Annotated in this window: 23 protein-coding genes and 1 tRNA gene; 13 read left to right on the top strand and 11 right to left on the bottom strand. The window is 70.8% G+C overall.

The features are described 5' to 3' along the window. Positions 1–41: 41 nt before the first annotated feature. The 3 genes from CLV46_RS12985 (at position 42) to CLV46_RS12995 (ending at position 2,944) form a co-directional block, all read left to right on the top strand. Positions 42–806, top strand: coding sequence for an RraA family protein (locus CLV46_RS12985; RefSeq protein ID WP_100365165.1), 765 nt, complete (start codon positions 42–44; stop codon positions 804–806). 108 nt (positions 807–914) lie between these two features. Beyond that, positions 915–1,991, top strand: a complete 1,077-nt coding sequence (locus CLV46_RS12990) for a fumarylacetoacetate hydrolase family protein (RefSeq protein ID WP_342746118.1) — start codon at positions 915–917, stop codon at positions 1,989–1,991. Continuing rightward, the gene (locus tag CLV46_RS12995; protein WP_100365167.1) at positions 1,988–2,944 is read left to right on the top strand and encodes a C-terminal binding protein; all 957 of its coding nucleotides are present in this window, start codon (positions 1,988–1,990) and stop codon (positions 2,942–2,944) included. Before CLV46_RS12990 ends, CLV46_RS12995 begins: the two co-directional genes overlap by 4 nt. Before the next feature lie 38 nt (positions 2,945–2,982). On the opposite strand, the gene CLV46_RS13000 is transcribed toward CLV46_RS12995, so the two are convergent. Continuing rightward, the gene (locus tag CLV46_RS13000) at positions 2,983–3,948 is read right to left on the bottom strand and encodes a DMT family transporter (protein WP_100366056.1); all 966 of its coding nucleotides are present in this window, start codon (positions 3,946–3,948) and stop codon (positions 2,983–2,985) included. Positions 3,949–3,994: 46 nt separating this feature from the next. On the opposite strand from CLV46_RS13000, the gene CLV46_RS13005 reads away from it, so the two are divergent. From CLV46_RS13005 to CLV46_RS13020, 4 genes are all read left to right on the top strand, one after another. Continuing rightward, positions 3,995–4,071: transfer RNA gene (locus tag CLV46_RS13005), tRNA-Thr, on the top strand. 27 nt (positions 4,072–4,098) lie between these two features. Continuing rightward, positions 4,099–4,305, top strand: a complete 207-nt coding sequence (locus tag CLV46_RS13010) for a hypothetical protein (RefSeq protein ID WP_100365168.1) — start codon at positions 4,099–4,101, stop codon at positions 4,303–4,305. 92 nt (positions 4,306–4,397) lie between these two features. Beyond that, positions 4,398–4,697: a hypothetical protein gene (locus tag CLV46_RS13015; protein WP_100365169.1), complete on the top strand. Its 300-nt coding sequence runs from the start codon at positions 4,398–4,400 to the stop codon at positions 4,695–4,697. 141 nt (positions 4,698–4,838) lie between these two features. Continuing rightward, positions 4,839–5,156, top strand: a complete 318-nt coding sequence (locus tag CLV46_RS13020; protein ID WP_100365170.1) for a hypothetical protein — start codon at positions 4,839–4,841, stop codon at positions 5,154–5,156. A gap of 21 nt (positions 5,157–5,177) precedes the next feature. Here CLV46_RS13020 and CLV46_RS13025 read toward each other — a convergent pair whose 3' ends face one another. The 3 genes from CLV46_RS13025 to CLV46_RS13035 are packed head-to-tail and all read right to left on the bottom strand — an operon-like array spanning position 5,178 to position 8,321. After that, positions 5,178–5,834: a cation diffusion facilitator family transporter gene (locus CLV46_RS13025; protein WP_100365171.1), complete on the bottom strand. Its 657-nt coding sequence runs from the start codon at positions 5,832–5,834 to the stop codon at positions 5,178–5,180. Between the two features lie 43 nt (positions 5,835–5,877). Further along, entirely contained in the window at positions 5,878–8,097 is a 2,220-nt protein-coding gene (locus CLV46_RS13030; RefSeq protein WP_281253575.1) for a heavy metal translocating P-type ATPase, read from the bottom strand. Continuing rightward, a complete protein-coding gene (locus CLV46_RS13035; protein ID WP_100365172.1) occupies positions 8,094–8,321 on the bottom strand; it encodes a heavy-metal-associated domain-containing protein in 228 nt (75 codons plus the stop codon). Before CLV46_RS13035 ends, CLV46_RS13030 begins: the two co-directional genes overlap by 4 nt. A 148-nt stretch (positions 8,322–8,469) precedes the next feature. Between CLV46_RS13035 and CLV46_RS13040 the strand changes: the two genes are divergently transcribed. Together CLV46_RS13040 and CLV46_RS13045 are read left to right on the top strand one after the other, a co-directional pair. Further along, positions 8,470–9,879, top strand: a complete 1,410-nt coding sequence (locus tag CLV46_RS13040; RefSeq protein ID WP_100365173.1) for a flotillin family protein — start codon at positions 8,470–8,472, stop codon at positions 9,877–9,879. A 17-nt stretch (positions 9,880–9,896) separates the two neighbouring features. After that, positions 9,897–10,286, top strand: a complete 390-nt coding sequence (locus tag CLV46_RS13045) for an NUDIX hydrolase (protein WP_425430426.1) — start codon at positions 9,897–9,899, stop codon at positions 10,284–10,286. 9 nt (positions 10,287–10,295) lie between these two features. On the opposite strand, the gene CLV46_RS13050 is transcribed toward CLV46_RS13045, so the two are convergent. Next, positions 10,296–11,210, bottom strand: a complete 915-nt coding sequence (locus CLV46_RS13050) for a DsbA family protein (RefSeq protein WP_100365175.1) — start codon at positions 11,208–11,210, stop codon at positions 10,296–10,298. A 275-nt stretch (positions 11,211–11,485) separates the two neighbouring features. Here CLV46_RS13050 and CLV46_RS13055 point away from each other — a divergent pair, with 275 nt between their 5' ends. Then, positions 11,486–12,580, top strand: coding sequence for an ABC transporter ATP-binding protein (locus CLV46_RS13055; protein ID WP_100365176.1), 1,095 nt, complete (start codon positions 11,486–11,488; stop codon positions 12,578–12,580). A gap of 73 nt (positions 12,581–12,653) precedes the next feature. After that, positions 12,654–13,934 carry a DUF4032 domain-containing protein gene (locus tag CLV46_RS13060; protein WP_100365177.1) on the top strand — a complete coding sequence of 427 codons (1,281 nt, stop codon included), beginning with the start codon at positions 12,654–12,656 and terminating at the stop codon, positions 13,932–13,934. Positions 13,935–13,988: 54 nt separating this feature from the next. On the opposite strand, the gene rlmB is transcribed toward CLV46_RS13060, so the two are convergent. The 4 genes from rlmB to CLV46_RS13080 are packed head-to-tail and all read right to left on the bottom strand — an operon-like array spanning position 13,989 to position 18,125. Beyond that, positions 13,989–14,987, bottom strand: coding sequence for a 23S rRNA (guanosine(2251)-2'-O)-methyltransferase RlmB (gene rlmB / locus CLV46_RS13065; RefSeq protein WP_100365178.1), 999 nt, complete (start codon positions 14,985–14,987; stop codon positions 13,989–13,991). Next, on the bottom strand, positions 14,980–16,398 hold the full coding sequence (cysS, locus tag CLV46_RS13070; protein WP_100366058.1) for a cysteine--tRNA ligase: 1,419 nt from the start codon (positions 16,396–16,398) through the stop codon (positions 14,980–14,982). Before cysS ends, rlmB begins: the two co-directional genes overlap by 8 nt. Before the next feature lie 38 nt (positions 16,399–16,436). Beyond that, on the bottom strand, positions 16,437–17,624 hold the full coding sequence (gene ispD, locus CLV46_RS13075; RefSeq protein ID WP_100365179.1) for a 2-C-methyl-D-erythritol 4-phosphate cytidylyltransferase: 1,188 nt from the start codon (positions 17,622–17,624) through the stop codon (positions 16,437–16,439). 18 nt (positions 17,625–17,642) lie between these two features. Continuing rightward, a complete protein-coding gene (locus CLV46_RS13080) occupies positions 17,643–18,125 on the bottom strand; it encodes a CarD family transcriptional regulator (protein WP_100365180.1) in 483 nt (160 codons plus the stop codon). Between the two features lie 128 nt (positions 18,126–18,253). Between CLV46_RS13080 and CLV46_RS13085 the strand changes: the two genes are divergently transcribed. Next, on the top strand, positions 18,254–18,838 hold the full coding sequence (locus CLV46_RS13085) for a hypothetical protein (protein ID WP_100365181.1): 585 nt from the start codon (positions 18,254–18,256) through the stop codon (positions 18,836–18,838). Positions 18,839–19,173: 335 nt separating this feature from the next. Here the strand turns inward: CLV46_RS13085 and CLV46_RS13090 are convergent, their stop codons facing one another. Both CLV46_RS13090 and CLV46_RS13095 read right to left on the bottom strand, forming a co-directional pair. Continuing rightward, positions 19,174–19,854: a response regulator transcription factor gene (locus CLV46_RS13090; RefSeq protein WP_100365182.1), complete on the bottom strand. Its 681-nt coding sequence runs from the start codon at positions 19,852–19,854 to the stop codon at positions 19,174–19,176. Further along, positions 19,851–21,002, bottom strand: a complete 1,152-nt coding sequence (locus CLV46_RS13095) for a sensor histidine kinase (protein WP_100365183.1) — start codon at positions 21,000–21,002, stop codon at positions 19,851–19,853. Before CLV46_RS13095 ends, CLV46_RS13090 begins: the two co-directional genes overlap by 4 nt. A gap of 163 nt (positions 21,003–21,165) precedes the next feature. Between CLV46_RS13095 and phoU the strand changes: the two genes are divergently transcribed. Beyond that, positions 21,166–21,819, top strand: coding sequence for a phosphate signaling complex protein PhoU (gene phoU, locus CLV46_RS13100; RefSeq protein ID WP_100365184.1), 654 nt, complete (start codon positions 21,166–21,168; stop codon positions 21,817–21,819). Positions 21,820–21,852 lie beyond the last annotated feature (33 nt).

The raw sequence follows: 21,852 nt of genomic DNA on the forward strand, positions 1-21,852 counted from the left end.
CCCCCGCATCCGATCGACCGAGAACAGCACGAAAGGCAGTCATGACCACCCTCAACCCCACCCACTTCCGCTACGAGAAGGCCGACCCGGCCGAGCTCGCGAGCCTCTACCAGCACCTGCGCGTGTGCGACGTCGTCGACGCGATGGACGGCATCGGCTACTTCAACATCGGCCTCATGGACACCCAGGTGCGCCCGCTCTGGAACGGCATGCAGTTCTGGGGCGAGGCGGCCACCATCCGCTGTGTGCCCTCCAACAAGCCGATGTGGAAGCTCGACACCACCGAGGACATCGTCGCCGCCCACGGACGCTGGTTCGCCGAGACGAGCCACGCCCGCCTGCCGCAGGACCTCAAGCCCGGCCACGTGATCGTCATGGACTCCGGCGGCGGCCCCGAGGTCGGCTTCTGGGGATCGGAGAACGCGATGGCCGCGGTGCTCGGCGGCGCGGTCGGCATCATCACCGACGGCTACTGCCGCGACACCGCCGAGGTGGCCGCGCAGAAGAGCCCGGTGGTCGCCCGCCACCGCGGACGCACCATCATCCCCGGCCGCATCCAGGCGATCGAGACGCAGACCACGATCGCGTGCGGCGGCGTGCAGGTGAACCCCGGTGACATCGTCGGGGCGGATGACGACGGTGTCGTGGTCGTGCCGGCCCACATCGCGCAGGAGGTCGCCGTGCACGCCCGCGCGATCCTGCTCGCCGACATGGCGTCGCGCCGCCGTCACTACGAGAATCTCGGCATGCGCCCCGACTCGTCCGTCGACATCGACGCCATCGAGGCGTACTACGCGGGGGTCTGACCGATGGACTACCGCCGGCACGTCCGGACCGTCCTCCCGGAAGCGGGACCGGGAACTCTCCTCGGGCGGGTCTTCGACCCGGAGGAGCGGGGGCCGAGCGTCGTCACCGTGCGCGGTGACCGGGTCGTCGACCTGACCGCGGTCGCGTCGACGACCTCGGAGCTCCTGGACCGTCCGGACGTGCTGGCGGTGCTCCGCGACGCGGAGGGCCGCAAGGAGTGGCCCCTGCAGGAGGTGCTCGACGCCACGCTGAGCGGGGACGCCTCATCGCCTCACCTGCTCGCTCCGATCGACCTGCAGGTGATCAAGGCCGCGGGGGTGACCTTCGCGAAGAGCATGATCGAGCGCGTCATCGAGGAGCGGGCGAAGGGCGACGCGACGAAGGCGCTCGAGCTGCGTTCGCGCATCGACACGGTGCTCGGCGGCGCGCTGCGCGGCGTGAAGCCGGGCTCCCCCGAGGCGGAGGAGGTGAAGCGGATCCTCCTCGCCGAGGGCCTGTGGTCGCAGTACCTCGAGGTGGGCATCGGACCGGATCCGGAGATCTTCACGAAGGCTCCGGTGCTCTCCGCCGTCGGCACCGGGCAGCCGATCGGCGTGCTCGAACGCTCGACGTGGAACAACCCGGAGCCCGAGGTGGTGCTCGCGGTGACCTCCGACGGCCGGCCGGTCGGAGCGACGCTCGGCAACGACGTGAACCTGCGGGACTTCGAGGGCCGCAGCGCACTGCTGCTCACCGAGGCGAAGGACAACAACGCCTCGTGCGCGATCGGTCCGTTCATCCGGGTGTTCGACGCGGAGTTCGGCATCGACGACGTGCGCCGGCTCACCGTGTCGCTGCACGTGGACGGGCCGGAGGGGTTCACGCTGCGCGACTCGAGCTCGATGAGCGAGATGAGTCGCGAGCTCGAGGAGCTCGTGAGCCATGCGTGGGGCTCGCACCACCGCTACCCGGACGGCTTCGTGCTGTTCACCGGCACGCTCTTCGCCCCGACGCAGGACCGCGACGAACCCGGCTCCGGGTTCACCCACCGCACCGGCGACATCGTCACCATCTCGACGCCGGCGCTCGGCACCCTCGTCAACGAGGTGATGAGCGCGGAGGCGGCACCGGATTGGCGGTTCGGCATCCGGGAGCTCATCGCGAACCTCGCCGGACGCGGACTGCTCGGAGACGCACCCCGATGAGCGGCGGCATCGTCGTCACCGATCAGGCCTTCGGCGGGGTGGAGCGCGAGCGCGCCCTCGCCGAGCGGCACGGGGTGCCGTTCGCGGAGTTCTCGTGCCGCACCGAGGACGAGACGGTCGAGGCCGTCGCCGGCGCGCGCGTCGCGCTCGTGAACTTCGCCCCGATGACCCGCCGGGTGCTCGCCGCGCTCGCCGACGGGGCGACCGTCATCCGCTACGGCATCGGATTCGACAACGTCGACGTCGCCGCCGCGACGGAACTCGGGGTCGCCGTCTGCAACGTGCCGGACTACGGCGCCGACACGGTCGCCGACCACACCGTCGCGTCGCTGCTCGGGCTGCTGCGGCGGCTCAAGGGGTACGACCGGGCGGTCCGCGAACGCGGCTGGCTCGGGGCGGGCGAGCTCGGACCGCTGCGGGGTTTCGCCGAGACGACCGTGGGACTCGTCGGCACGGGCCGGATCGGCCGGTCCGTCGCCGCCCGCCTGCGGCCGTTCGGCTTCCGCATCGTCGCGAGCGATCCCTTCGTCTCCGCCGAGCAGCTCGCGCCGCTCGGCATCGAGCTCGTGTCGTTCGACGAGCTGCTGCGGATCTCGCACGCGGTCTCGCTGCACGCCCCGCTCACGCCGGAGAACGAGCACCTCATCGACGCCGCCGCGCTCGCCGCGATGCCCGAAGGCGCCGTGCTCGTGAACACCTCCCGCGGCGGACTCGTCGACACGCTCGCCCTCGCGGATGCACTGCGCAGCGGGCACCTCGCGGGCGCGGCGCTCGACGTGGTCGAACCGGAGCCCCTGCCCGACGGCTCCCCGCTGCGCGAGATCGATGCCGTCGTGCTCACCCCGCACGCCGCGTTCTTCTCCGACACCTCGCTCGCCGCGTTGCAGCGGCTCGCGACCGAGGAGGCCGAACGGGCCCTGCTCGGGCAGCCGTTGCGCTGCCGCGTGGCCTGACGCGCCGCGCCGCGCCGCGGCTCAGTGCCGCACGTGGGTCAGGCGGAGGACGACGAGCGCAGCGCCCGGCTCGGCGTCGCGGCGATCGCCACGGCGACGAGTGTGAGCAATGTGCCCGCCACCGTCGTCCAGACGATCTCGTGACCCGGAACGGGGAGGGCGAAGTCGAGCGCGAGCGACATGATCAGCTGACCGGCGATCGTGCCGAGGCCGAGCAGCAGCACGCCGACGATCCGCACGACGATCGCCGCGGACGCGATGAAGATCACCCCGATGGATCCGCCGAGGTAGAGGTACGGCTCGCTCGGCAGCCCCGTCGGCCATCCCGCGACGGCCCCGTGCACGGCGAACGCGACCACGAGCACGACGGTCCCGACGACGAAGTTGTTGAAGGTCGCGGTGAGCGCCGAGTCGGCGACGGTGCGCACCTGACCGTTGACCGCCTGCTGCCACCCGATCCCCGCGCCGGCGAGGAACGGCATGACGAGCATCCACAGCGGGATGTCGCCGGTGATCTGCGCCGAGACCGCCCAGACGACCGCGGCGAGCGCGAGCAGTGATCCGGCGAGACGCGAGACGGTCACCGTCTTCGGTGCCATCGTGCCCATCCCCTGCCGGTCGATGATGAGCCCGCTGATGGTCTGCCCGCTCACGATGGCGACCGTGAAGAGCGCGACGCCGAGCACGGCGGCGGTGAGTCCCTGCGACAGCACGAGGAAGGCGCCCGCCGCGCCGCCGACGAGGTACCACCACGGCATGGAGCGGGAGCGCAGGGCCTGCGCGATGAGCCGGAGTCCGGTGCGTCCGCGCTTCCACGCCAGCATCGCGATCACGAGGATGACGAGGCCGGAGCCGAACGAGATGACCGCGGCGAGGTACCCGTCGCCGATCCTCTGCCCCAGTTCGCCGTTGATGCGCGACTGCACCGCGGTCATCGCGCCGATGACGACGGATGCGGCGATCGCGAGGGCATGGACGAGGCGGGATGCGGGCGGCGTGGTCATCACCCCCACGCTAACGCGCGCGCGGCCGGTAGGATTTCGTGCGCCCGCCTCCTTAGCTCAGTTGGCCAGAGCACCGCTCTTGTAAAGCGGGGGTCGTCGGTTCGAACCCGACAGGAGGCTCCACCTCCCGCGTGCCGCTACGCTCGCGACATGTCGACTCCGCAGACGGGCTGGACCCGCGAACAGCTCGCGATCGGCGCCGTCGTGTGCGGCGTCCTCGCCTTCGCCGGGGTCGTGAACGTGACGCTCGCGACCGAGCTCTGGATGACGGTCGTCGCGCTGGTCGTCACGGCGCTGGGCGTCATCGGCTGTTTGGCGTGCCTGCGCGCCGCGTTCCGCCGGCGCCCGCGACGCTGACGGGCGCAAACCTGCGCGTCACCTCAGGGTTCGGGGTCCGCCCCCCCCCCAGGGTGCTCCAGAAGCCGCGAACATGCCGGGGAGGAGGGCTCATGCTGCGCACCGCGATCACCGTCAATCAGACCCGGTTCTATCTCGCCCAGGGTCAGGACCCGGCCGGGCTGAGAACCGCCATGATCGACGCGGTGCACGGCGGTGGGGCGTTCGTGCGATTCACCGAGGTCGGTAACCGGAAGGTGGAGGTGCTCGTGAGCCCCGGGGTCAGCATCATCTTCGAAGAAGACGAGGTGGAGGCGGACGACCGCGACACGGGCGACGTCGATCATCCGTTCATCGCTCCCGCGGATGCGCGACGCGGCTACATCGACTTCGACTTCGACTTCTCCGGGTGACCCTCCGTAGCAGGTCCCCGGACGCCGCGCCACCCCTGGCGCCCCTCGTCCGGGGGGCAATAGCCTCGGGATGAGCCAACCCGTCAGGGCGCGCAGTTCTCGTCACTCCTTTCGACGGCTGCCGGCCGCGGAAGGCACCACATGATCTACTCGTTCCGTCACATGGACCGCCATCGGGGCCTGCGCCCGGATCACATCGCCGTCCATCCCATGGTCGCCGGCGGGTGGCGCATCGTCGACATGCGGATGATCTCGGCCGGCATGGAATGCGTGCTCGGCTTCGTCGCCCGCCGCGGGGACGTCTTCGAGGTCGTGCGGATCGACACCCCGCACTCACGCACCTATTGCGCGGACCTCGACGAGGCCGTGGGCGTCGTGTTGCGTCCGCACGTGTTCTATCCGTGGCTGCCGCACTTCGGTGCCCGGCTCCCCGCACCCCGGGTCGCCCTCGCCGCCTGACCGGCCGTCCCGGCCCAGACCTCAGTGGTCGTCGTGGCCGTGGTCGTGCGCGAGTTCGCCCTCCCAGGCCTCGCGACCCTCGTGGATGGCGAACACCGCGATGACGAACGCCGCGACGGGGTCGAGCCACCACGCGCCGGTGAGCGTGAAGATGCCGACGCCGAGCACGGTGGACACGCTCAGCAGCACGCAGATGCGCGTCTCGGCGGCGTCGGCGAGGATGAGCGGGTCGCCGAGACGACGGCCCACCCGGGTCTTCGCGGCCGCGAGCAACGGCATCACGACGATCGATGCGGCGAGAAGCACGAGGCTCACCACCGAGGTGTCGGGCCGCTCGGCGGTCACGAGGCTGCGGATGCCCTCGACCGTCACGTAGGCGGCGAGCAGGAAGAACGTCGCCGCGACGAGCCGCAGCGTGATCCGCTCCTTGCGCTCGTCGGCATGGCCGTGCCGCAGTCGTGCCGTGAGCCGCAGGGCGACGAGCACGCCCGCGATCGACTCGATGCCGGAGTCGATCCCGAATCCGATCACGGAGACGAGCCCCGCGGCGACGCCCGCCGCGATCGCGACGGCCCCCTCGACCACGTTGTAGGCGACGGTGAACTGGGCGAGCCGCAACCCGCGACGGGTGAGCCGCTCGGTCTCGTCGGCGGTCAGAACGCTGCCGTCGGACGTCATCCGGCGATGGTACCCGGCGCGCCGGCGACGCCGCGCCGCCCGCTCACTGCGTCGGCCGGAACCCTCGGAGCCGCAAGCTGTTGGTGACGACGAACACCGACGAGACCGCCATCGCGGCGCCGGCGAGCAACGGGTTCAGCAGGCCGAGCATAGCGATCGGCAGCGCCGCGACGTTGTACGCGAACGCCCAGAACAGGTTGCCCTTGATGATGCCGAGCGTGCGGCGGGCGAGGCGGATGGCGTCGGGCACGACGAGCAGGTCTGCGCTCACGACGGTGATGTCGCTCGCCGCGATCGCGGCGTCCGTCCCCCCGCCCATCGCGATCCCGAGATCCGCGGCGGCGAGCGCCGCGGAGTCGTTCACGCCGTCGCCGACCATGGCGACGACCGCGCCGGACGCCTGCAGCTGTCGCACCGCATCGAGCTTGCCCGCGGGCGTGACTCCGGCGCGCACGTCGTCGATGCCGACCGCTTCGGCGACCGTGTGGGCGGCGCCGGCGTTGTCGCCGGTGAGCAGCACCGGCCGCAAGCCGAGGCGGCGCAGGCGACGCACGGCCTCCGCGCTGCCGGATTTCACGGTGTCGGCGACGCCCACGGCGCCGCGTACCCGGCCGTCCCAGCCCACGACGATGACGGTGGTGCCCGCCGCCTCCGCGTCGGCGATCTCGCGCGCCAGGGCGTGCGGCACCTCCATCGCCCACTCCGACTCCAGCCAGGCGGCTCGCCCCGCGACGACGAGACGATCCCCGACCACGGCCTGCACGCCGAGTCCCGCGTGCGAAGCGAAGTCCGAGGCGGGCTGCACGTCGTCCGCGGCACGCACCACGGCGCGGGCGATCGGATGCTCCGACCCGTGCTCCGCCGCCGCGGCGACACGCAGCACCTCCTCCGTCGATTCGCCGTCGACCGCGCGCACGAGCCGTACGGCCATCTCGCCGGTGGTCACCGTGCCGGTCTTGTCGAGCACGACCGTGTCGATGCGGCGGGTCTGCTCGAGCACCTGCGGCCCGCGGATGAGGATGCCGAGTTGGGAGCCACGCCCGGTGCCCACGAGCAGGGCGGTCGGCGTCGCGAGGCCGAGCGCGCACGGGCAGGCGATGATGAGGGTCGCCACCGCGGCAGTGAAGGCCACCTCGATCGGCGCTCCGGCCAGCAGCCAGCCGGCGAGCGCCACGAGGGCGAGCCCGATGACGACCGGCACGAACACGGCGGAGATGCGGTCCGCGAGGCGCTGCACCCGTGCCTTGCCGGTCTGCGCCTGTTCGACGAGCCGCCCCAGTCGGGCGAGCTCGGTGTCCGACCCGACGCGCGTGATCTCGACCAGGAGCCGACCGGCGACGTTCACCGTCGCGCCGGTCACGCGCGATCCGGCGGCCACCTCGACCGGCACGGATTCGCCGGTGAGCATGCTCGCATCGACCGCCGAGGCGCCCTCCACGACGAGCCCGTCGGAGGGGATCTTCTCCCCCGGTCGCACGACCACGCGGTCGCCCGGCACGAGCGACGCGACGGGCACGGGCGACTCGGCACCGTCGCGCAGCAGTGTCGCGTGCTTGGCACCCAGTTCGAGCAGCGCGCGCAGGGCGGCGGACGACTCCTTCTTCGCCCGCGCCTCGGCGTACCGCCCGGCGAGGATGAACACCGTGACGGCGGTGGCGACCTCGAGGTAGATCTCCCCCGCCCCCGCCTCCGGGGTCCCGATGAGGGTGAACTCCATCGTCATGCCGGGCATGCCGGCGTCGCCCAGGAACAGGGCGTACAGCGACCAGCCGAATGCGGCGAGCACGCCGAGGCTGATGAGGGTGTCCATCGTGGCGGCGCCGTGGCGGGCGTTGACCGCAGCGGCCCGGTGGAACGGCCAGGCGCCCCACACGGCGACCGGGGCGGCGAGGGTGAGGGCGAGCCACTGCCAGTTCGCGAACTGCAGGGGGGCGATCATGGACATCGCGACGACGGGAACCGTGAGCACGAGCGAGACGAGGAGTCGCCGGCGCAGTTCGCGGGTGTCGTCGGCCTGCGGCGCACCCGTGTCGTCCTGCACCGTCGGTGCGGGGAGCTCGGCGCGGTAGCCGGCGCCCTCGACCGTCGCGATGAGCTGCGTCGTCTCGACACCGTCCGGCACCCGCACGAGCGCCTTCTCGGTCGCATAGTTCACCGTGGCCTCGACCCCGGGCAGCTTGTTGAGCTTGCGCTCGATCCGGGTCGCGCACGACGCGCAGGTCATGCCGCCGATGTCGAGCTCGACGTCGGTGAGCGTGGTCACGGGCGCGGATCGCTGAGCGAGTATCCCGCCTCGCCGACCGCGGCGCGCACGGCGTCCGGGTCGATCGGAGCGTCGCTCGACACGGTGACGGTCGACGCGGCGCCGGGGCGCAGGTCGACCTCGACGTGCTGCACGCCCTCGAGGGCGGTGAGCTCCTCGGTCACGCTCATCACGCAGTGCCCGCAGGTCATGCCCTCGACGAGGTAGTCGGCGGTGGTGGTCATGTCGTCCTCCGTGTGCTGGTTCTCCGCCCAAGGTACCCCCTGGGGGTACCACTCTACGTGGTGTTCCGCCGTGATCGTCAACCCCGCGTATCCGAATGGGGCTCACTCCCCATGGCGGGCGGCACACCGGCTCTGAGAGGGTGGACGCATGGACCTCTCCTTCGTCTTCGGACCCGTCGGCCTCACCATCGCCGGTGTCGCCGTCGCCCTGCTGGTCGCCTTCCTCATCGCGCGGGGCATGTACCGCGTCGCGGCCCCGGACGAGGCCATCATCGTCACCGGCCGTCGCGCCCGGCGGACGACGGACGCGCAGGGCAAGGAGACGAGCCTCTCCGGCCAGCGGGTCGTGCACGGCTCCGGCGTCTTCGTCGCCCCGTTCTTCCAGAAGGCGTTCAAGGTGTCGCTGCGTTCGCGCGCGATCGGCATCCAGGGGGTGGCGCAGACCTCCAACGGCATCACCATCCAGGTGGATGCGGTCGCCGTCGTGAAGATCGGCGACAGCGACGCGGCGATCCGCGCGGCCGCCCAGCGGTTCCTCGAGCAGGACAAGCAGATCGACCAGTTCACCCAGGAGGTGCTGTCGGGATCCCTGCGCGCCAGCATCGGCGGATCGACGGTCAAGCAGATCATCGAGGACCGTGCCGCGCTCGGCGACGCCGTGCTCATGGGCGCACGCGAGTCGCTCGCCAACCAGGGACTCGATGTCGACTCCTTCCAGATCAAGGAGATCAGCGACCAGCTCGACTACATCTCCGACCTGGGTCGGCCCGAGCAGGCGCTCGTGCGCCAGGCGGCCGAGATCGCCGAGGCCGAAGCGGACAAGAAGGCCCAGCAGGCGCGGATCGCCGCCGACGAGGCGATCGCCGACGCGAACCGGATGCTGTCGCTCAAGAACGCCGCCATCCAGCTCGAGACCGACAAGGCGAAGGCCGAGGCCGAGGCCGCGAAGCCCCTCGCCGACGCCCGTGCGCAGCAGGGCATCATCGCCGAGCGCGAGCTGACCGCCCAGCGCCAGGCGCAGCTCCGCGAAGCGGAGCTGCAATCGGAGATCCGCGTCGTCGCGGACGCCGAGGCGTACCGCATCCGCCAGATCGCCGAAGCGCAGGCCCAGGCCGCCGTGCTGACCGCGAACGCCGACCGCGACCGCCGCATCGCGGAGTCGCAGGCGTTGCGCGCGGAGGGTGACGCGGAGGCCGAGGCGATCCTCGCGAAGGGAAAGGCGGAGGCCGAGGCGACCCGCTTGCGCGCCGAAGCCCTCTCCGAGGAGTCGGAGGCGCTCATCCGGCTGCGTCTCGTGGAGTCGCTGCCCGAGATCGCGCGTCGACTCGCGGAGCCGATGTCGAACATCGACCAGCTCACGGTCGTCTCGACCGACGGAGCGAGCCAGCTCGGCAAGAACGTCGTCAGCGGCGTGACCCAGCTCGACGCGATGCTGAGCTCGACCCTCGGTGTCGGCGTGAAGGACCTGCTCGGCGGGTTCGCCGGCGGGGCCGCGGCGACGGCGGCCGCCGCCGCGACGCACGGCAACGGCGACGCCGCGCCGGCGGAGCGATCCTGACCGCCCCCGTCATCCGCATCGCCGCCGGACTCATCGTCGACGACGCGGGGCGCATGCTCCTCGTGCGCAAACGCGGCACGACCGTGTTCATGCAACCCGGCGGCAAGCTCGAGCCCGGTGAGGACGGCGCCCAGGCGCTCGCGCGTGAACTCAACGAGGAGCTCGGGCTGCCCGTGTCGACGCTCGGCTACGAGTTCCTCGGACGGTTCGACGCGGCCGCCGCGAACGAGGCCGGTCACCGGGTGGATGCGGATGTGTTCGCCGTGCCCACTCCGCGCGACATCGCCGTCGCCGCTGAGATCGAGGAGGCGCTCTGGGCGGACGTGGAAGAGGCGCGAGCGTTGCCGCTCGCGCCTCTCACGCTCGATCACCTGATCCCGATCGTGGTCACCCGCCTCGGCGGCTGACCGCGCCGGTCACGAGGTCGGAGTCGGGGTGGGGGTCGGGGTCGACTCCTCGGTGAACGTGTCGCCGGCCGCTTCGGCGATGAAGCTCGCGAACGCCTGCGCGTCGCTCGGCGCGCCGCGGTAGACCGCGCCGTTCACGAGCACGAGAGGCGTCGACTCGAGTCGCTCGACCTCGTCGGTGCCGTCGATCGGGCCGTTCTGGGCCCGTGTCGAGGCGTCCTGCGCCCAGTTCATGAAGTCGCCGTCCTGGATGCACTCCTCGATGTCGTCGACGTTCTCGACGCCCTCGACACCGGAGATGAGCTCCGCGATCTCCTCGTTGGTGAGACCCGGCGTGCCCTCCGCGGGCTGGTTCTCGAACATCGCCGTGTTGACGCCGAAGAACGCGTCGGGCGAGTTCTCCGCGACGCAGCCCATGGCCGCGACGGCGCGGGTGGAGTAGCGCGTGCCCTGCGAGGCGCGGTCGAGGATCGAGATCGGATGGATCTCGAGCGTGATCGCGTCCTCGTCGAGCAGCGTCTGCAGCTGCTCGCTGTTCGCCTGCTCGAACTGCGCACAGAACGGGCACATGTAGTCGAGGTAGACCCGCACGTCGATCTCGTCGTCCTCGTTCTCGGGGAACGGAGTCGGGTCCTCGCCGGCCTTGATGCCGGGCGTCTGCACGGCCGTGAGGCCCTGCTCGATCTTGATGCCGTCCGCGAGCATGTTCTGCGGACCGGGGCCGGCCGGGCGGATCGAGTTCACGATCACGAGTGCGACGATCGCCACGATCGCGAGGGTGCCGAGGATGATGCCGCCTTGCAGCAGCACCTTCTTACGACGGTCCTTCTTTTTCTGCTCCTCGCGCAGCTGGCGCGCCTTCTCACGTGCCGCCTCACGGCGCTGGTTCTTCGTCAGGCGGTCGCCCGCTCCCCCGTCGGTCATCAAACCTCGCTCTATCGGGCCCGGTGGCCACTTGCCTGTGCAGGCTCCTCGGGTCGGAGCCTGGGCGATCGTACGTACCGCGTCTGAGAGGTCTCTCGGCGGCAGCTGAAACAGCCTAGCGAAGCCGTATGCTCCCGTTCGGTTCACACCCTCGTTCGCGGGGTGGCATACTGAACCCCACAGGTCGACGGCGCCCGAGCTTCAGACGTCATCGATCATCCATTCACAACGGATCGTCCGGCACGTACCTGCCGGTGAAGGAGAACACGAAGACAATGGCATCAGTCACGTTCGACCAGGCCACCCGCCTCTACCCGGGCTCGACGGTTCCCGCCGTCGACAAGATCGACCTCGAGGTCGCCGACGGCGAATTCCTCGTGCTCGTCGGCCCCTCCGGCTGCGGCAAGTCGACCACCCTGCGCATGCTCGCCGGCCTCGAAGAGGTCAACGAGGGCCGCATCCTCATCGGCGACCGCGACGTCACTGACGTGCCGCCGAAGGACCGCGACATCGCGATGGTGTTCCAGAACTACGCGCTGTACCCGCACATGACCGTCGCCGAGAACATGGGCTTCGCGCTCAAGATCGCCGGCATCGGCAAGGAGGAGCGCGCCCAGCGTGTGCTCGAGGCGGCGAAGCTGCTCGACCTCGAGCCCTACCTCGGCCGCAAGCCGAAGGCGCTCTCCGGTGGTCAGCGTCAGCGCGTCGCCATGGGTCGCGCCATCGTGCGTCAGCCGCAGGTGTTCCTCATGGACGAGCCGCTGTCGAACCTCGACGCGAAGCTCCGCGCCTCGACCCGCACGCAGATCGCGTCGCTGCAGCGCCGCCTCGGCGTCACCACGGTCTACGTCACGCACGACCAGATCGAGGCGCTCACCATGGGCGACCGCATCGCGGTGCTCAAGGACGGCATCCTGCAGCAGGTCGGCACCCCGCGCGACCTGTACGAGAAGCCCGCCAACGTGTTCGTCGCCGGATTCATCGGCTCGCCGGCCATGAACCTCTTCCCGGCCGACGTGGTCGACGGCGGACTCAAGTTCGGCACGGCCGTCGCGCCGGTCGACCGTGAGACCCTCGGCACCGTCGCGGGCCGCAAGGTCACCGTCGGCGTGCGTCCGGAGGACCTCATCGTCGCGAACGGCGGCGAGGGCCTGCAGGTCGAGGTCGACGTCGTCGAGGAACTCGGCTCGGACGGCAACCTCTACGGCCACACCGAGGTCGACGGCCAGCGCGTCGACATCGTCGCCCGCGTCGACGGCCGCGTTCACCCGAACGCCGGTGACCGCGTCTTCATCACCCCGAAGCCGGCGCACGTCCACGCGTTCGACACCGAGTCGGGCGCGCGCCTGACCCCGGCGGTCGTCGCCTGATCGCACCACCTTCTGGGCGAGCCCGTCACCACGTGTGACGGGCTCGTCCCTTTTCCGGGGGAGAATCGACAGCATGGCTGGTTCACTCAACATCACGTCGGCGACGGTCGACCCGGGGCTGCTCGACCTGCCCTGGAACCTGCCGCTCGAGTTGTGGCCCGACGAGGTCATCGCGGCACTGCCCAAGGGCATCTCGCGGCACCTCGTGCGCTTCGTGCACCTCGGCGGGTACGTCGTCGCGATCAAGGAGACGACCCAGGAGCTCGCCGCCCGCGAGTACGACATGCTGCGTACGCTGCAGCGCCTCGACATCCCGTGCGTCGACCCGGTCGCCGTCATCACGAACCGCACCGACGACGAGGGCACCCCGCTCGACCCGGTGCTCGTGACCCGGCACTTGAAGTTCTCGCTCCCCTACCGCGCGCTCTACTCGCAGACCCTGCGCCCCGAGACGGCGACCCGACTGGTCGATGCCCTCGCGTTGCTGCTCGTGCGCCTGCACATCGCCGGGTTCTTCTGGGGAGACGTGTCGCTGTCGAACACCCTCTTCCGCCGCGACGCGGGTGCCTTCGCCGCCTACCTCGTCGACGCGGAGACGGGGCAGCTGTACGACGGCGGACTCTCGAACGGGCAGCGTGAGAACGACCTCGAGATCGCTCGCGTGAACATCGCCGGCGAGCTGCTCGACCTCGAGGCGGGCAACCGCCTCGACGAGGCCCTCGACCCGGTCGAGGTGAGCAGCCGCATCGTCGCCCAGTACCGGATGCTCTGGCGCGAGCTCACCGGAGCCGAGAAGTTCGACCAATCCGAGCGGTGGCGCATCGCGCAGCGCGTCGAGCGGTTGAACGACCTCGGCTTCGACATCGAGGAACTCGCCATCCGCACCGACGACGCGGGTACGACCGTGCACATCCAGCCGAAGGTCGTCGACGCCGGCCACCATTCGCGCCGGCTGCTGCGACTCACGGGCCTCGATGCGGGCGAGAACCAGGCGCGCCGTCTGCTCAACGACCTCGACTCCTACCGGGCGAGCTCACGCCGGAAGGACGTCGACGAGGAGGTGATCGCGCACGAGTGGCTCGCCCGCGTGTTCGAGCCGATCACCCGCGCGATCCCCCGCGACCTGACCCGCAAGCTCGAGCCGGCGGAAGTCTTCCATCAGCTGCTCGACCACCGCTGGTACATGTCGCAGAACGAGGGCCGCGACGTGCCCCTCTCGGAGGCGCTCACCTCGTACATCGACACGGTGCTGCGGCACCGTCGCGACGAGGTGACCGTGATCGACCCGCCGACGGGCGCGATCACCCTCCCGACCGACATCGTCGACGAGGACGACTGGCGCGCGAAGGTCTGATCCGCCGCGCGGAGGTCTGACCCGCCGCGCAACGTCTGCCCCGTCGGGCCCGGCTCAGCGCCGGGCCGCGGCCTCCGCACGCAGCTTCGACACCTCGTAGAGGGCGACGCTCGTCGCGATCCCGGCGTTGAGCGACTCGACGTCGGAGCTGATCGGCACCGAGACGACCGCGTCGCACGTCTCCGTGACCAGTCGCGACAGGCCCTTGCCCTCGCTGCCGGTGACGATCACGATCGGCTCGGTCGCGAAGCCGAGGCCCGGCAGGTCCACGTCGCCCCCGCCGTCGAGGCCCAGCACGAACACGCCGCGCTCCTTGAGCGCCTTGAGCGTCTGCGTGAGATTCGCGGCCATCGCGACCTTCACGCGGGCCGCCGCTCCGGCAGAGGTCTTCCATGCCGACGCCGTCACGCCGACCGAGCGGCGCTGCGGCACGATGACACCGTGCCCGCCGAACGCGCCGACCGAGCGGATGATCGCGCCGAGGTTGCGCGGGTCCGTCACGCCGTCCAGAGCGACGAGCAGCGGGGTCTGACCGCGGTTGATCGCCGCGTCGAGCAGCTCGAGCGGGTGCGCGTACTCGTACGGCGGCACCTTGAGCGCCAGCCCCTGGTGCACGCTGTCCGGACCGGTGAGGCGGTCGAGCTCCGGACGCATGACCTCGAGCACCGGGATGCCGCGACGATTGGCGAGCGCGAGCACCTCCCGCACGCGGTCGTCCATCTCGAGTCGCGTCGCCATGTACAGCGTCGTCGCGGGGATCTTCGCCCGCAGCGCCTCGACGACCGAGTTGCGACCGGTCACCATCTCGGCGTCGTCCGAGGACTTGCGCGGGGCACGCGCGCGGGGCGCATCCGTACCGCCCTTGCCCGAGCGTGACCGGGCCGCCTCGAGACGCTCCTGAGCGGCCTTGCGCTTGCCGGCCGGGTGCCAGGTGCGGTCCTCCGCCTTCGGAGTGGGGCCCTTGCCCTCGAGCGCTTGACGCCCCTGTCCGCCCGACCCGACGGTCGCGCCCTTCTTGCCCTTGCGTGCGCCTGGGCGCCCCGGCTTAGCCATCGATCCTCCAGTGAGATCCGGTCGGTGAGTCCTCCACGACGACACCGGCGCCGGCGAGGTGGTCTCGGATGCGGTCGGCACCCGCGAAATCGCGTGCGGCGCGCAGGTTCTCGCGGTCGGCGATGAGCTGTTCGACGAGTGTGCCCAGGGCGCGGGCGGTCGCGTCATCCGTTGCGCCCGCCCACTCGGGTGCGAGCGGGTCCATGCCGAGCACCTGCAGCATCGCCGTGACCTCACCGCGCGCGTGCGCGGCCTCGTCGAGATCCTCGGAGTCGAGGGCCACGTTGCCCTCGCGCACCCGTTCGTGCAGCACGCCGAGCGCCTGCGGAACGGAGAGGTCGTCGTCCATCGCCTCGGCGAACGCGTCGGGCACGACAGGGGCGCCGACCGACGCGAAGCGCGTGCCGTCGAGCCGGCGCGCCGCCCGCAGCAGGAACTGCTCGATGCGGTCGAGGGCCGCCTCCGCCTCTTCGAGCGCACCGTCGTGGTAGTCGATCGTGGAACGGTAGTGCGCGGCACCGAGGTAGTAGCGGATGACGAGCGGTGCGGCCATGCCGAGGAAATCGGCCGCGTAGATCGAGTTGCCGAGCGACTTCGACATCTTCTGCCCGTTCACGTTGACGAGGCCGTTGTGCACCCAGTGCCGGGCGAACGCGTGCCCGGCCGCCCCGGACTGCGCGAGTTCGTTCTCGTGATGCGGGAACCGCAGGTCGAGACCGCCGCCGTGGATGTCGAACTCGCCGCCGAGGTAGCGCTCGCTCATGGCCGAGCACTCGATGTGCCAGCCCGGGCGACCGTCACCCCACGGCGACGACCACGAGGCCGACGCCGGCTCCTCGGGCTTGCGGCCCTTCCACAGGGCGAAGTCGCGGGGGTCGCGCTTGGCACGCGGATCGGCATCGGCTGCCGCGACCATGTCGGAGGGGTCCTGCCGGGTCAGTTCACCGTAGGCGGGCCACGATCCGGTGTCGAAGTACACGTCTCCCGAGCCGTCCGCGGCCGGATACGCGTGACCGCGCTCGATGAGTCGGGCGATGAGCTCCTGCATGCGGTCGACGCTCGCCGTCGCCCGCGGCTCGTAGGTGGGGGCGAGGATGCCGAGCCGGCGGTAGCCGTCGGTGAACTCGAGCTCGTACCGGTAGGCCAGCGCCCACCACTCCTCGCCGCTCTGCGCGGCGTTGACGAGCACCTTGTCGTCGATGTCGGTGACGTTGCGCACGAGGGTCACCTTGTAACCGCGGTACGAGAGCCAGCGTCGCCACAGGTCGTAGACGAGCGCACTGCGCAGGTGACCGATATGCGGGGAGGACTGCACGGTGGGTCCGCACACGTACATGCCCACTTCGCCCTCGACACGGGGATCGAGGTCGACGAGGCCCTGGGCACGCGAGTCATACAGCCGGACGGTCACCCGCCCCATGCTACCGAGGGGCGGGCCGTGTGTCGGGGTCAGCGGTCGTCGCGATCGAGCACGAGCGCGGTCGCGACGGCGGTGAGTCCCTCGCCGCGACCGGTGAAGCCGAGGCCGTCGGAGGTCGTCGCCGACACGCTCACCGGCGCCCCGACGAGGTCGGTGAGCCGGCGCTCCATCTCCGCACGTCGTGACGCGAGGCGGGGCCGGTTGCCCACGATCTGCACCGCGACGTTGCCGATGCGCAGCCCGGCGGAATTCACGAGGTCGACCGTCGCCCGCAGGAACACATCGCCGTGCGCCTTCCGGTAGCGCTCGTCCGAGGTGCCGAACCTGCTGCCGATGTCGCCGAGCCCGGCCGCGGAGAGCAGGGCGTCGCAGATCGCGTGCGACACCGCGTCGCCGTCGCTGTGACCCGCGAGCCCGGGCTCATCCGGCCAGTGCAGACCGCCGAGCCAGAGCGGGTCGGCGTCGTCGTACGCGTGCACGTCGATGCCGATGCCGGTGCGGATGCCGACCGGGCGTCGCAGCATCGTCTCGGCGCGGCGCAGGTCCCACGGCGTCGTGATCTTGAAGGCCGCGTCATCGCCGGCGACGGTCGTCACCGGGTAGCCGGCGGCGGCCACGAGTGCCGCGTCGTCGGTGTGCTCCCGCTCGGCGCGCGCGTAGGCGTCGACGATCAGCTCGCGGGGGAAACCCTGCGGCGTCTGCACGTGCACGAGCTCCGACCGGTCGACGGTACCGAGCACCGCCCCCGCCGGGTCGACGCGCTTGATGGTGTCGGCCACCGGCTGGACCGGGATCACCCCTGCGCCGGTCTCGCGGACCGCATCCACGACCCGCTGGATCGCGTCGGTCGGCGTGAGGCAGCGGGCGGCATCGTGCACGAGGACGACGCGCGGCGCCTCCCCGAGCGCGGCGAGACCCGCCGCGACGGACGCCTGGCGGCTCTCGCCCCCCGACACGACCGAGACGTACCCGCGGGCGGCGCCTGCGACCTGCGCGACCACCGCATCCGCCGCGTCGAGCCTGCTGCGGGGCGCGACGATCACGATGCGCGCCGGTTCCGCCAACTGCAGCACGCCCTCGAGCGCGTGCGCGAGGATGCTGCGTCCCGCGAGGGACACGAACGCCTTCGGTTCGCGGCGCCCGAGACGGGTGCCGCTCCCCGCGGCGACGATGATGATGCCGAGCGCAGGCTCGTCAGGATGCTCCGGCTCGCCCACGCGCGCTCGTCCGCTCGATCAGGAGGCGAGGACCTCGTCGAGCACGGTCGAGGCCTGCTCCTCGTCGGTCTTCTCGGCGAGGGCCAGCTCGGAGATCAGGATCTGACGCGCCTTCGCGAGCATGCGCTTCTCGCCGGCGGAGAGCCCGCGGTCCTGGTCGCGACGCCACAGGTCGCGCACGACCTCGGACACCTTGATGACGTCGCCGGAGGCGAGCTTCTCGAGGTTGGCCTTGTAGCGGCGGCTCCAGTTGGTGGGCTCCTCGGTGAAGGGGGCGCGCAGCACCTCGAACACGCGGTCGAGGCCCTCCTTGCCGATCACGTCGCGCACGCCGACGAGGTCGACGTTGTCGGCCGGAACCTCGATCGTCAGGTCGCCCTGCGTCACGTTGAGCTTCAGGTAGGTCTTCTCTTCACCCTTGATGACCCTGGTCTTCACCTCGGTGATGGTTGCTGCACCGTGGTGCGGGTAAACGACGGTTTCGCCGACCTCGAAAAGCATGGAATATAGTCCCTCCGCAGAACTCCCAGTTTACCACAGGGCCTTTCCAGCCGGACCTGTGCGCCGACCGGGGCTGCACCGTCGCTACGGTAGGCTCGACGCCGGTAAGACCGACCTGGAGGGGTTCCGTGAGAGCACGCGCCGCCGCATCCGTCGCCCTCGCGGGCATCATCGCCGTCATGAGCGCGGGATGCGCCTTCGTCACGCCGCAGGCGACGCAGGAGATCAACGACGTGGTCGACGGCGCGAGCGGTCGCGTCGGTGACGTGGCGATCGAGAACGCCCTCGCCATCACCGAAGACGGCGAGACCGTCAACGTCGTCTTCTCCGTCGTGAACGAGAGCGACGACAACGTGCGCCTCGACATCAGCTACGACGAGGGCAGCGTGCAGCTCTCCGAGCAGGTGTGGGTCGACGCGGGTGAGCAGAAGACGATCGGCGTCCCCGGCGACCGTCAGGTCATCTTCGAGGGCGTCGACGCCCCGCTCGGCTCGCTCATGCCCGTGTACGTGCAGTACGGCGACGCCGAGGGCAACGAGCTCATGCTGCCCGTGCTCGACGGTCGCCTCGACGAGTACCGCGACCTGCTGCCGACGCCGCAGCCCACGGTCGATCCCTCGCCGACCCCGACGAACACCCCGACGCCGTTCCCGACGCCCGACGGCGACACCGAGGACAGCCCCGGCGACGAGACGGACACCGAGGAGGAGTAGGCCCCGCGTCTCCCCCTCCCGCTGGTCGAGCAGGCGCGGCGGAGCCCGCCGTATCGAGGCCTCCCCATCGCAGGCGGCAACCAATCGCCTCCGGCGCCCGCCCGCTCGACCGGCCGTGATACGGGCCTGCTCGCTCGACCAGCGGTCATCCTCCGCCGTCCCGCCGCGCATCCTTCGCCCCGCCGTGAGAATCACGCGCGCGCTCGGGAATATGGACGGCGGAATCACCGCGAGTGCGGCGTGTACACGCGGCACTCGGCACCCGGACGCGGCGAAAGCGACCGCAGGCGCGAGGCGCCCCGGCGGAGGCGGCCCGCGCCGGCGGCACCGGGAGGCTACGCCTCGAAGCGGTAGCCGAGGCCGCGCACCGTCACGAGCAGCTGCGGGTCGGAGGGCACCTTCTCGATCTTCGAACGGATGCGCTTGATGTGCACGTCGAGGGTCTTGGTGTCGCCGAAGTAGTCAGCACCCCACACGCGGTCGATGAGCTGCCCGCGGGTGAGCACGCGGCCCGCGTTGCGCAGCAGCAGCTCGAGCAGCTCGAACTCCTTGAGCGGCATCGGGGTCTCCTTGCCCGCGACCGACACGGTGTGACGCTCGACATCCATCCGCACATCACCGGCCTCGAGGATGCCGTCGCCCGGCCCGTCGGATTCGACGTGGCGGCGCAGCACGGCGCGGATGCGGGCGAGCAGCTCACGCGTCGAGTACGGCTTCGTGACGTAGTCGTCGGCGCCGAGCTCGAGTCCCACGACGATGTCGACCTCACTGTCCTTCGCGGTCAGCATGATGATCGGCACGTTCGAGCGGGTGCGCAGCTCGCGGCACACCTCCGTGCCGGGCAGGCCGGGCAGCATGAGGTCGAGCAGCACGAGATCTGCGCCGGCACGATCGAACTCGACGAGGGCGCTCGGCCCGTCGGCGGCGATGGTCGTCTCGTACCCCTCGCGGCTGAGCAGGAAGGCGAGCGGCTCACTGAGCGACGACTCGTCTTCGACGATGAGGATCCTGGTCATTTCTGCGCCCCTACTCGCGTGCCGGTCTGCGCTGCCTGCGGAAGCCGGATGGTGAAGGTCGACCCGTATCCGGGTTGCGACCAGACTCGGATGTCGCCGCCGTGGTTCTGCACCACGTGCTTGACGATGCTCAGGCCGAGACCCGAGCCACCGGTGTGCCGGCTGCGCGCCGGGTCCACACGGAAGAAGCGTTCGAACACCCGGTCGAGTTCGTCCTCGGGGATGCCGACACCCTGGTCGGTGACCGCGATCTCGACGGTGCCGTCGCGGTTGGTGACGCCCACGCCCACGCGCGAGTTGCCGCTGGAGTACTGGATCGCGTTGGCGATGAGGTTGTGCACGGCGGTGATGAGCAGCGACTCGTCGCCGTAGACGGTCGCGCCCTTGTCCCCGCCGCCGACGAGCTGGATCGCCTGCGCATCCGCCGCCACCCGGTTCTGGTCGATCGCGGAGGCGATGACGTGGTCGATGTCGACGAGGTCGGGGTTGTGCAGGGCGTCGGCCGCCTGCAGCCGGCTCAGCTCGATGATCTCCTGCGTGATGCGCGCGAGCCGTTCCGACTCGGTCGTGAGGCGCTTGGCGAACCGGCGCACCTGCACCGGGTCGTCGCTCGCGGACTCGAGCGCTTCGGCGAGCAGGCCGACGGCGCCGATCGGGGTCTTGAGCTCGTGCGAGATGTTGGCCACGAAGTCGCGGCGCACCTCGTCGAGCCGGTACGACTCCGTGCGGTCCTCCGCGAGCAGCAGGATGTAGCGGGCGCCGAGGCGGGCGACCCGCACCGACAGGTAGATCTGCGCGTCACCGAACGGACCGCGGTGCAGGTGCAGCTCCTCGGTGATCGGCTGCCCGGTGCGGCGGGCGCGGTCGACGAGCGCGACGAGCTCCGGATGCACGAGCGCCTGATTCCACACGAGGCCGAGGGCCATCGCCCCGGGAGAGGCGCGGATGACGTTGTTCGACGGGTCGATGACGACGCCGGCCGACTCGAGCGCCTCGATGACCTCGTCGACGCCGTCCGGCACATCCGCGCTCGCCACCGCGACGGCACGGCGGCCGCGCTGCGCGGAGATCACGATGATGCACACGAGTCCCGCGCCGAGGAGGATGCCGAAGGCCAGCGAGACCGGCACCAACCAGGGCGAGTCCATGCGACTAGATTAGTTACCGGGCGGGGTGCCTTCGTCGGTCACCCGTGCCTTGGGCCCGGATTGCCCCGAAGTTCAACCGGGCGACACCGACTGTTCACCCGCCGACGGCATCGTTGCCGGGAATGCGCGGGCTCCGCTGCCCCGCCACCGAAAGGTTTGAAGGATGCGCGAAGTCTTCCAGCAGGAACTGCGCGAGGTGCAGGAGCGCCTCGTCGAGATCGCCGAGCTCGTGGCCGAGGCCATCGAGCGTGCGACGCAGGCCTTCAACGAGTCCGATGTCGCCCTGGCCGAGAAGGTCATCGAGGACGACGCCAAGATCGACGAACTCGCCGTCTCGCTCGACGAGCTGGCGATCAACATCCTCGCCCGCCAGCAGCCGGTCGCCCGCGACCTGCGCATCGTCGTGAGCGCGCTGCGTATCTCGGCGTCGCTCGAGCGCATGGGCGACATGTCGGAGCACATCGCGCAGCTGTCGCGGTACCGCTTCCCCGACAAGGTCGTGCCGAAGTCGCTGCGCCCGACCTTCGCCGAGATGGGCGCGCTCGACGTGATGATCGCGCGCAAGCTCGTCACCCTCCTGCGTTCGGAGGACGTGCGCGTCGCCGAGGAGATCCGCAACGACGACGACAAGGTCGATGCGCTGCACCTGAGCGTGTTCGACAAGGTGCTCGGTGCGACCTGGAACGGCGAGGCCGTCGACACGGTCGATGCGACGCTCGCCTCGCGCTACCACGAGCGCTTCGCCGACCACGCGGTGTCGATCGCCAAGAAGGTGCAGTACCTCGCGACGGGCGACTGGATCCCCGCCGACGCCTGACCCGCACCTGGGACCGCACGGCACCGACCCGGA

It is taken from the genome of Diaminobutyricimonas aerilata (assembly GCF_002797715.1).
GTDB lineage: Bacteria > Actinomycetota > Actinomycetes > Actinomycetales > Microbacteriaceae > Diaminobutyricimonas > Diaminobutyricimonas aerilata.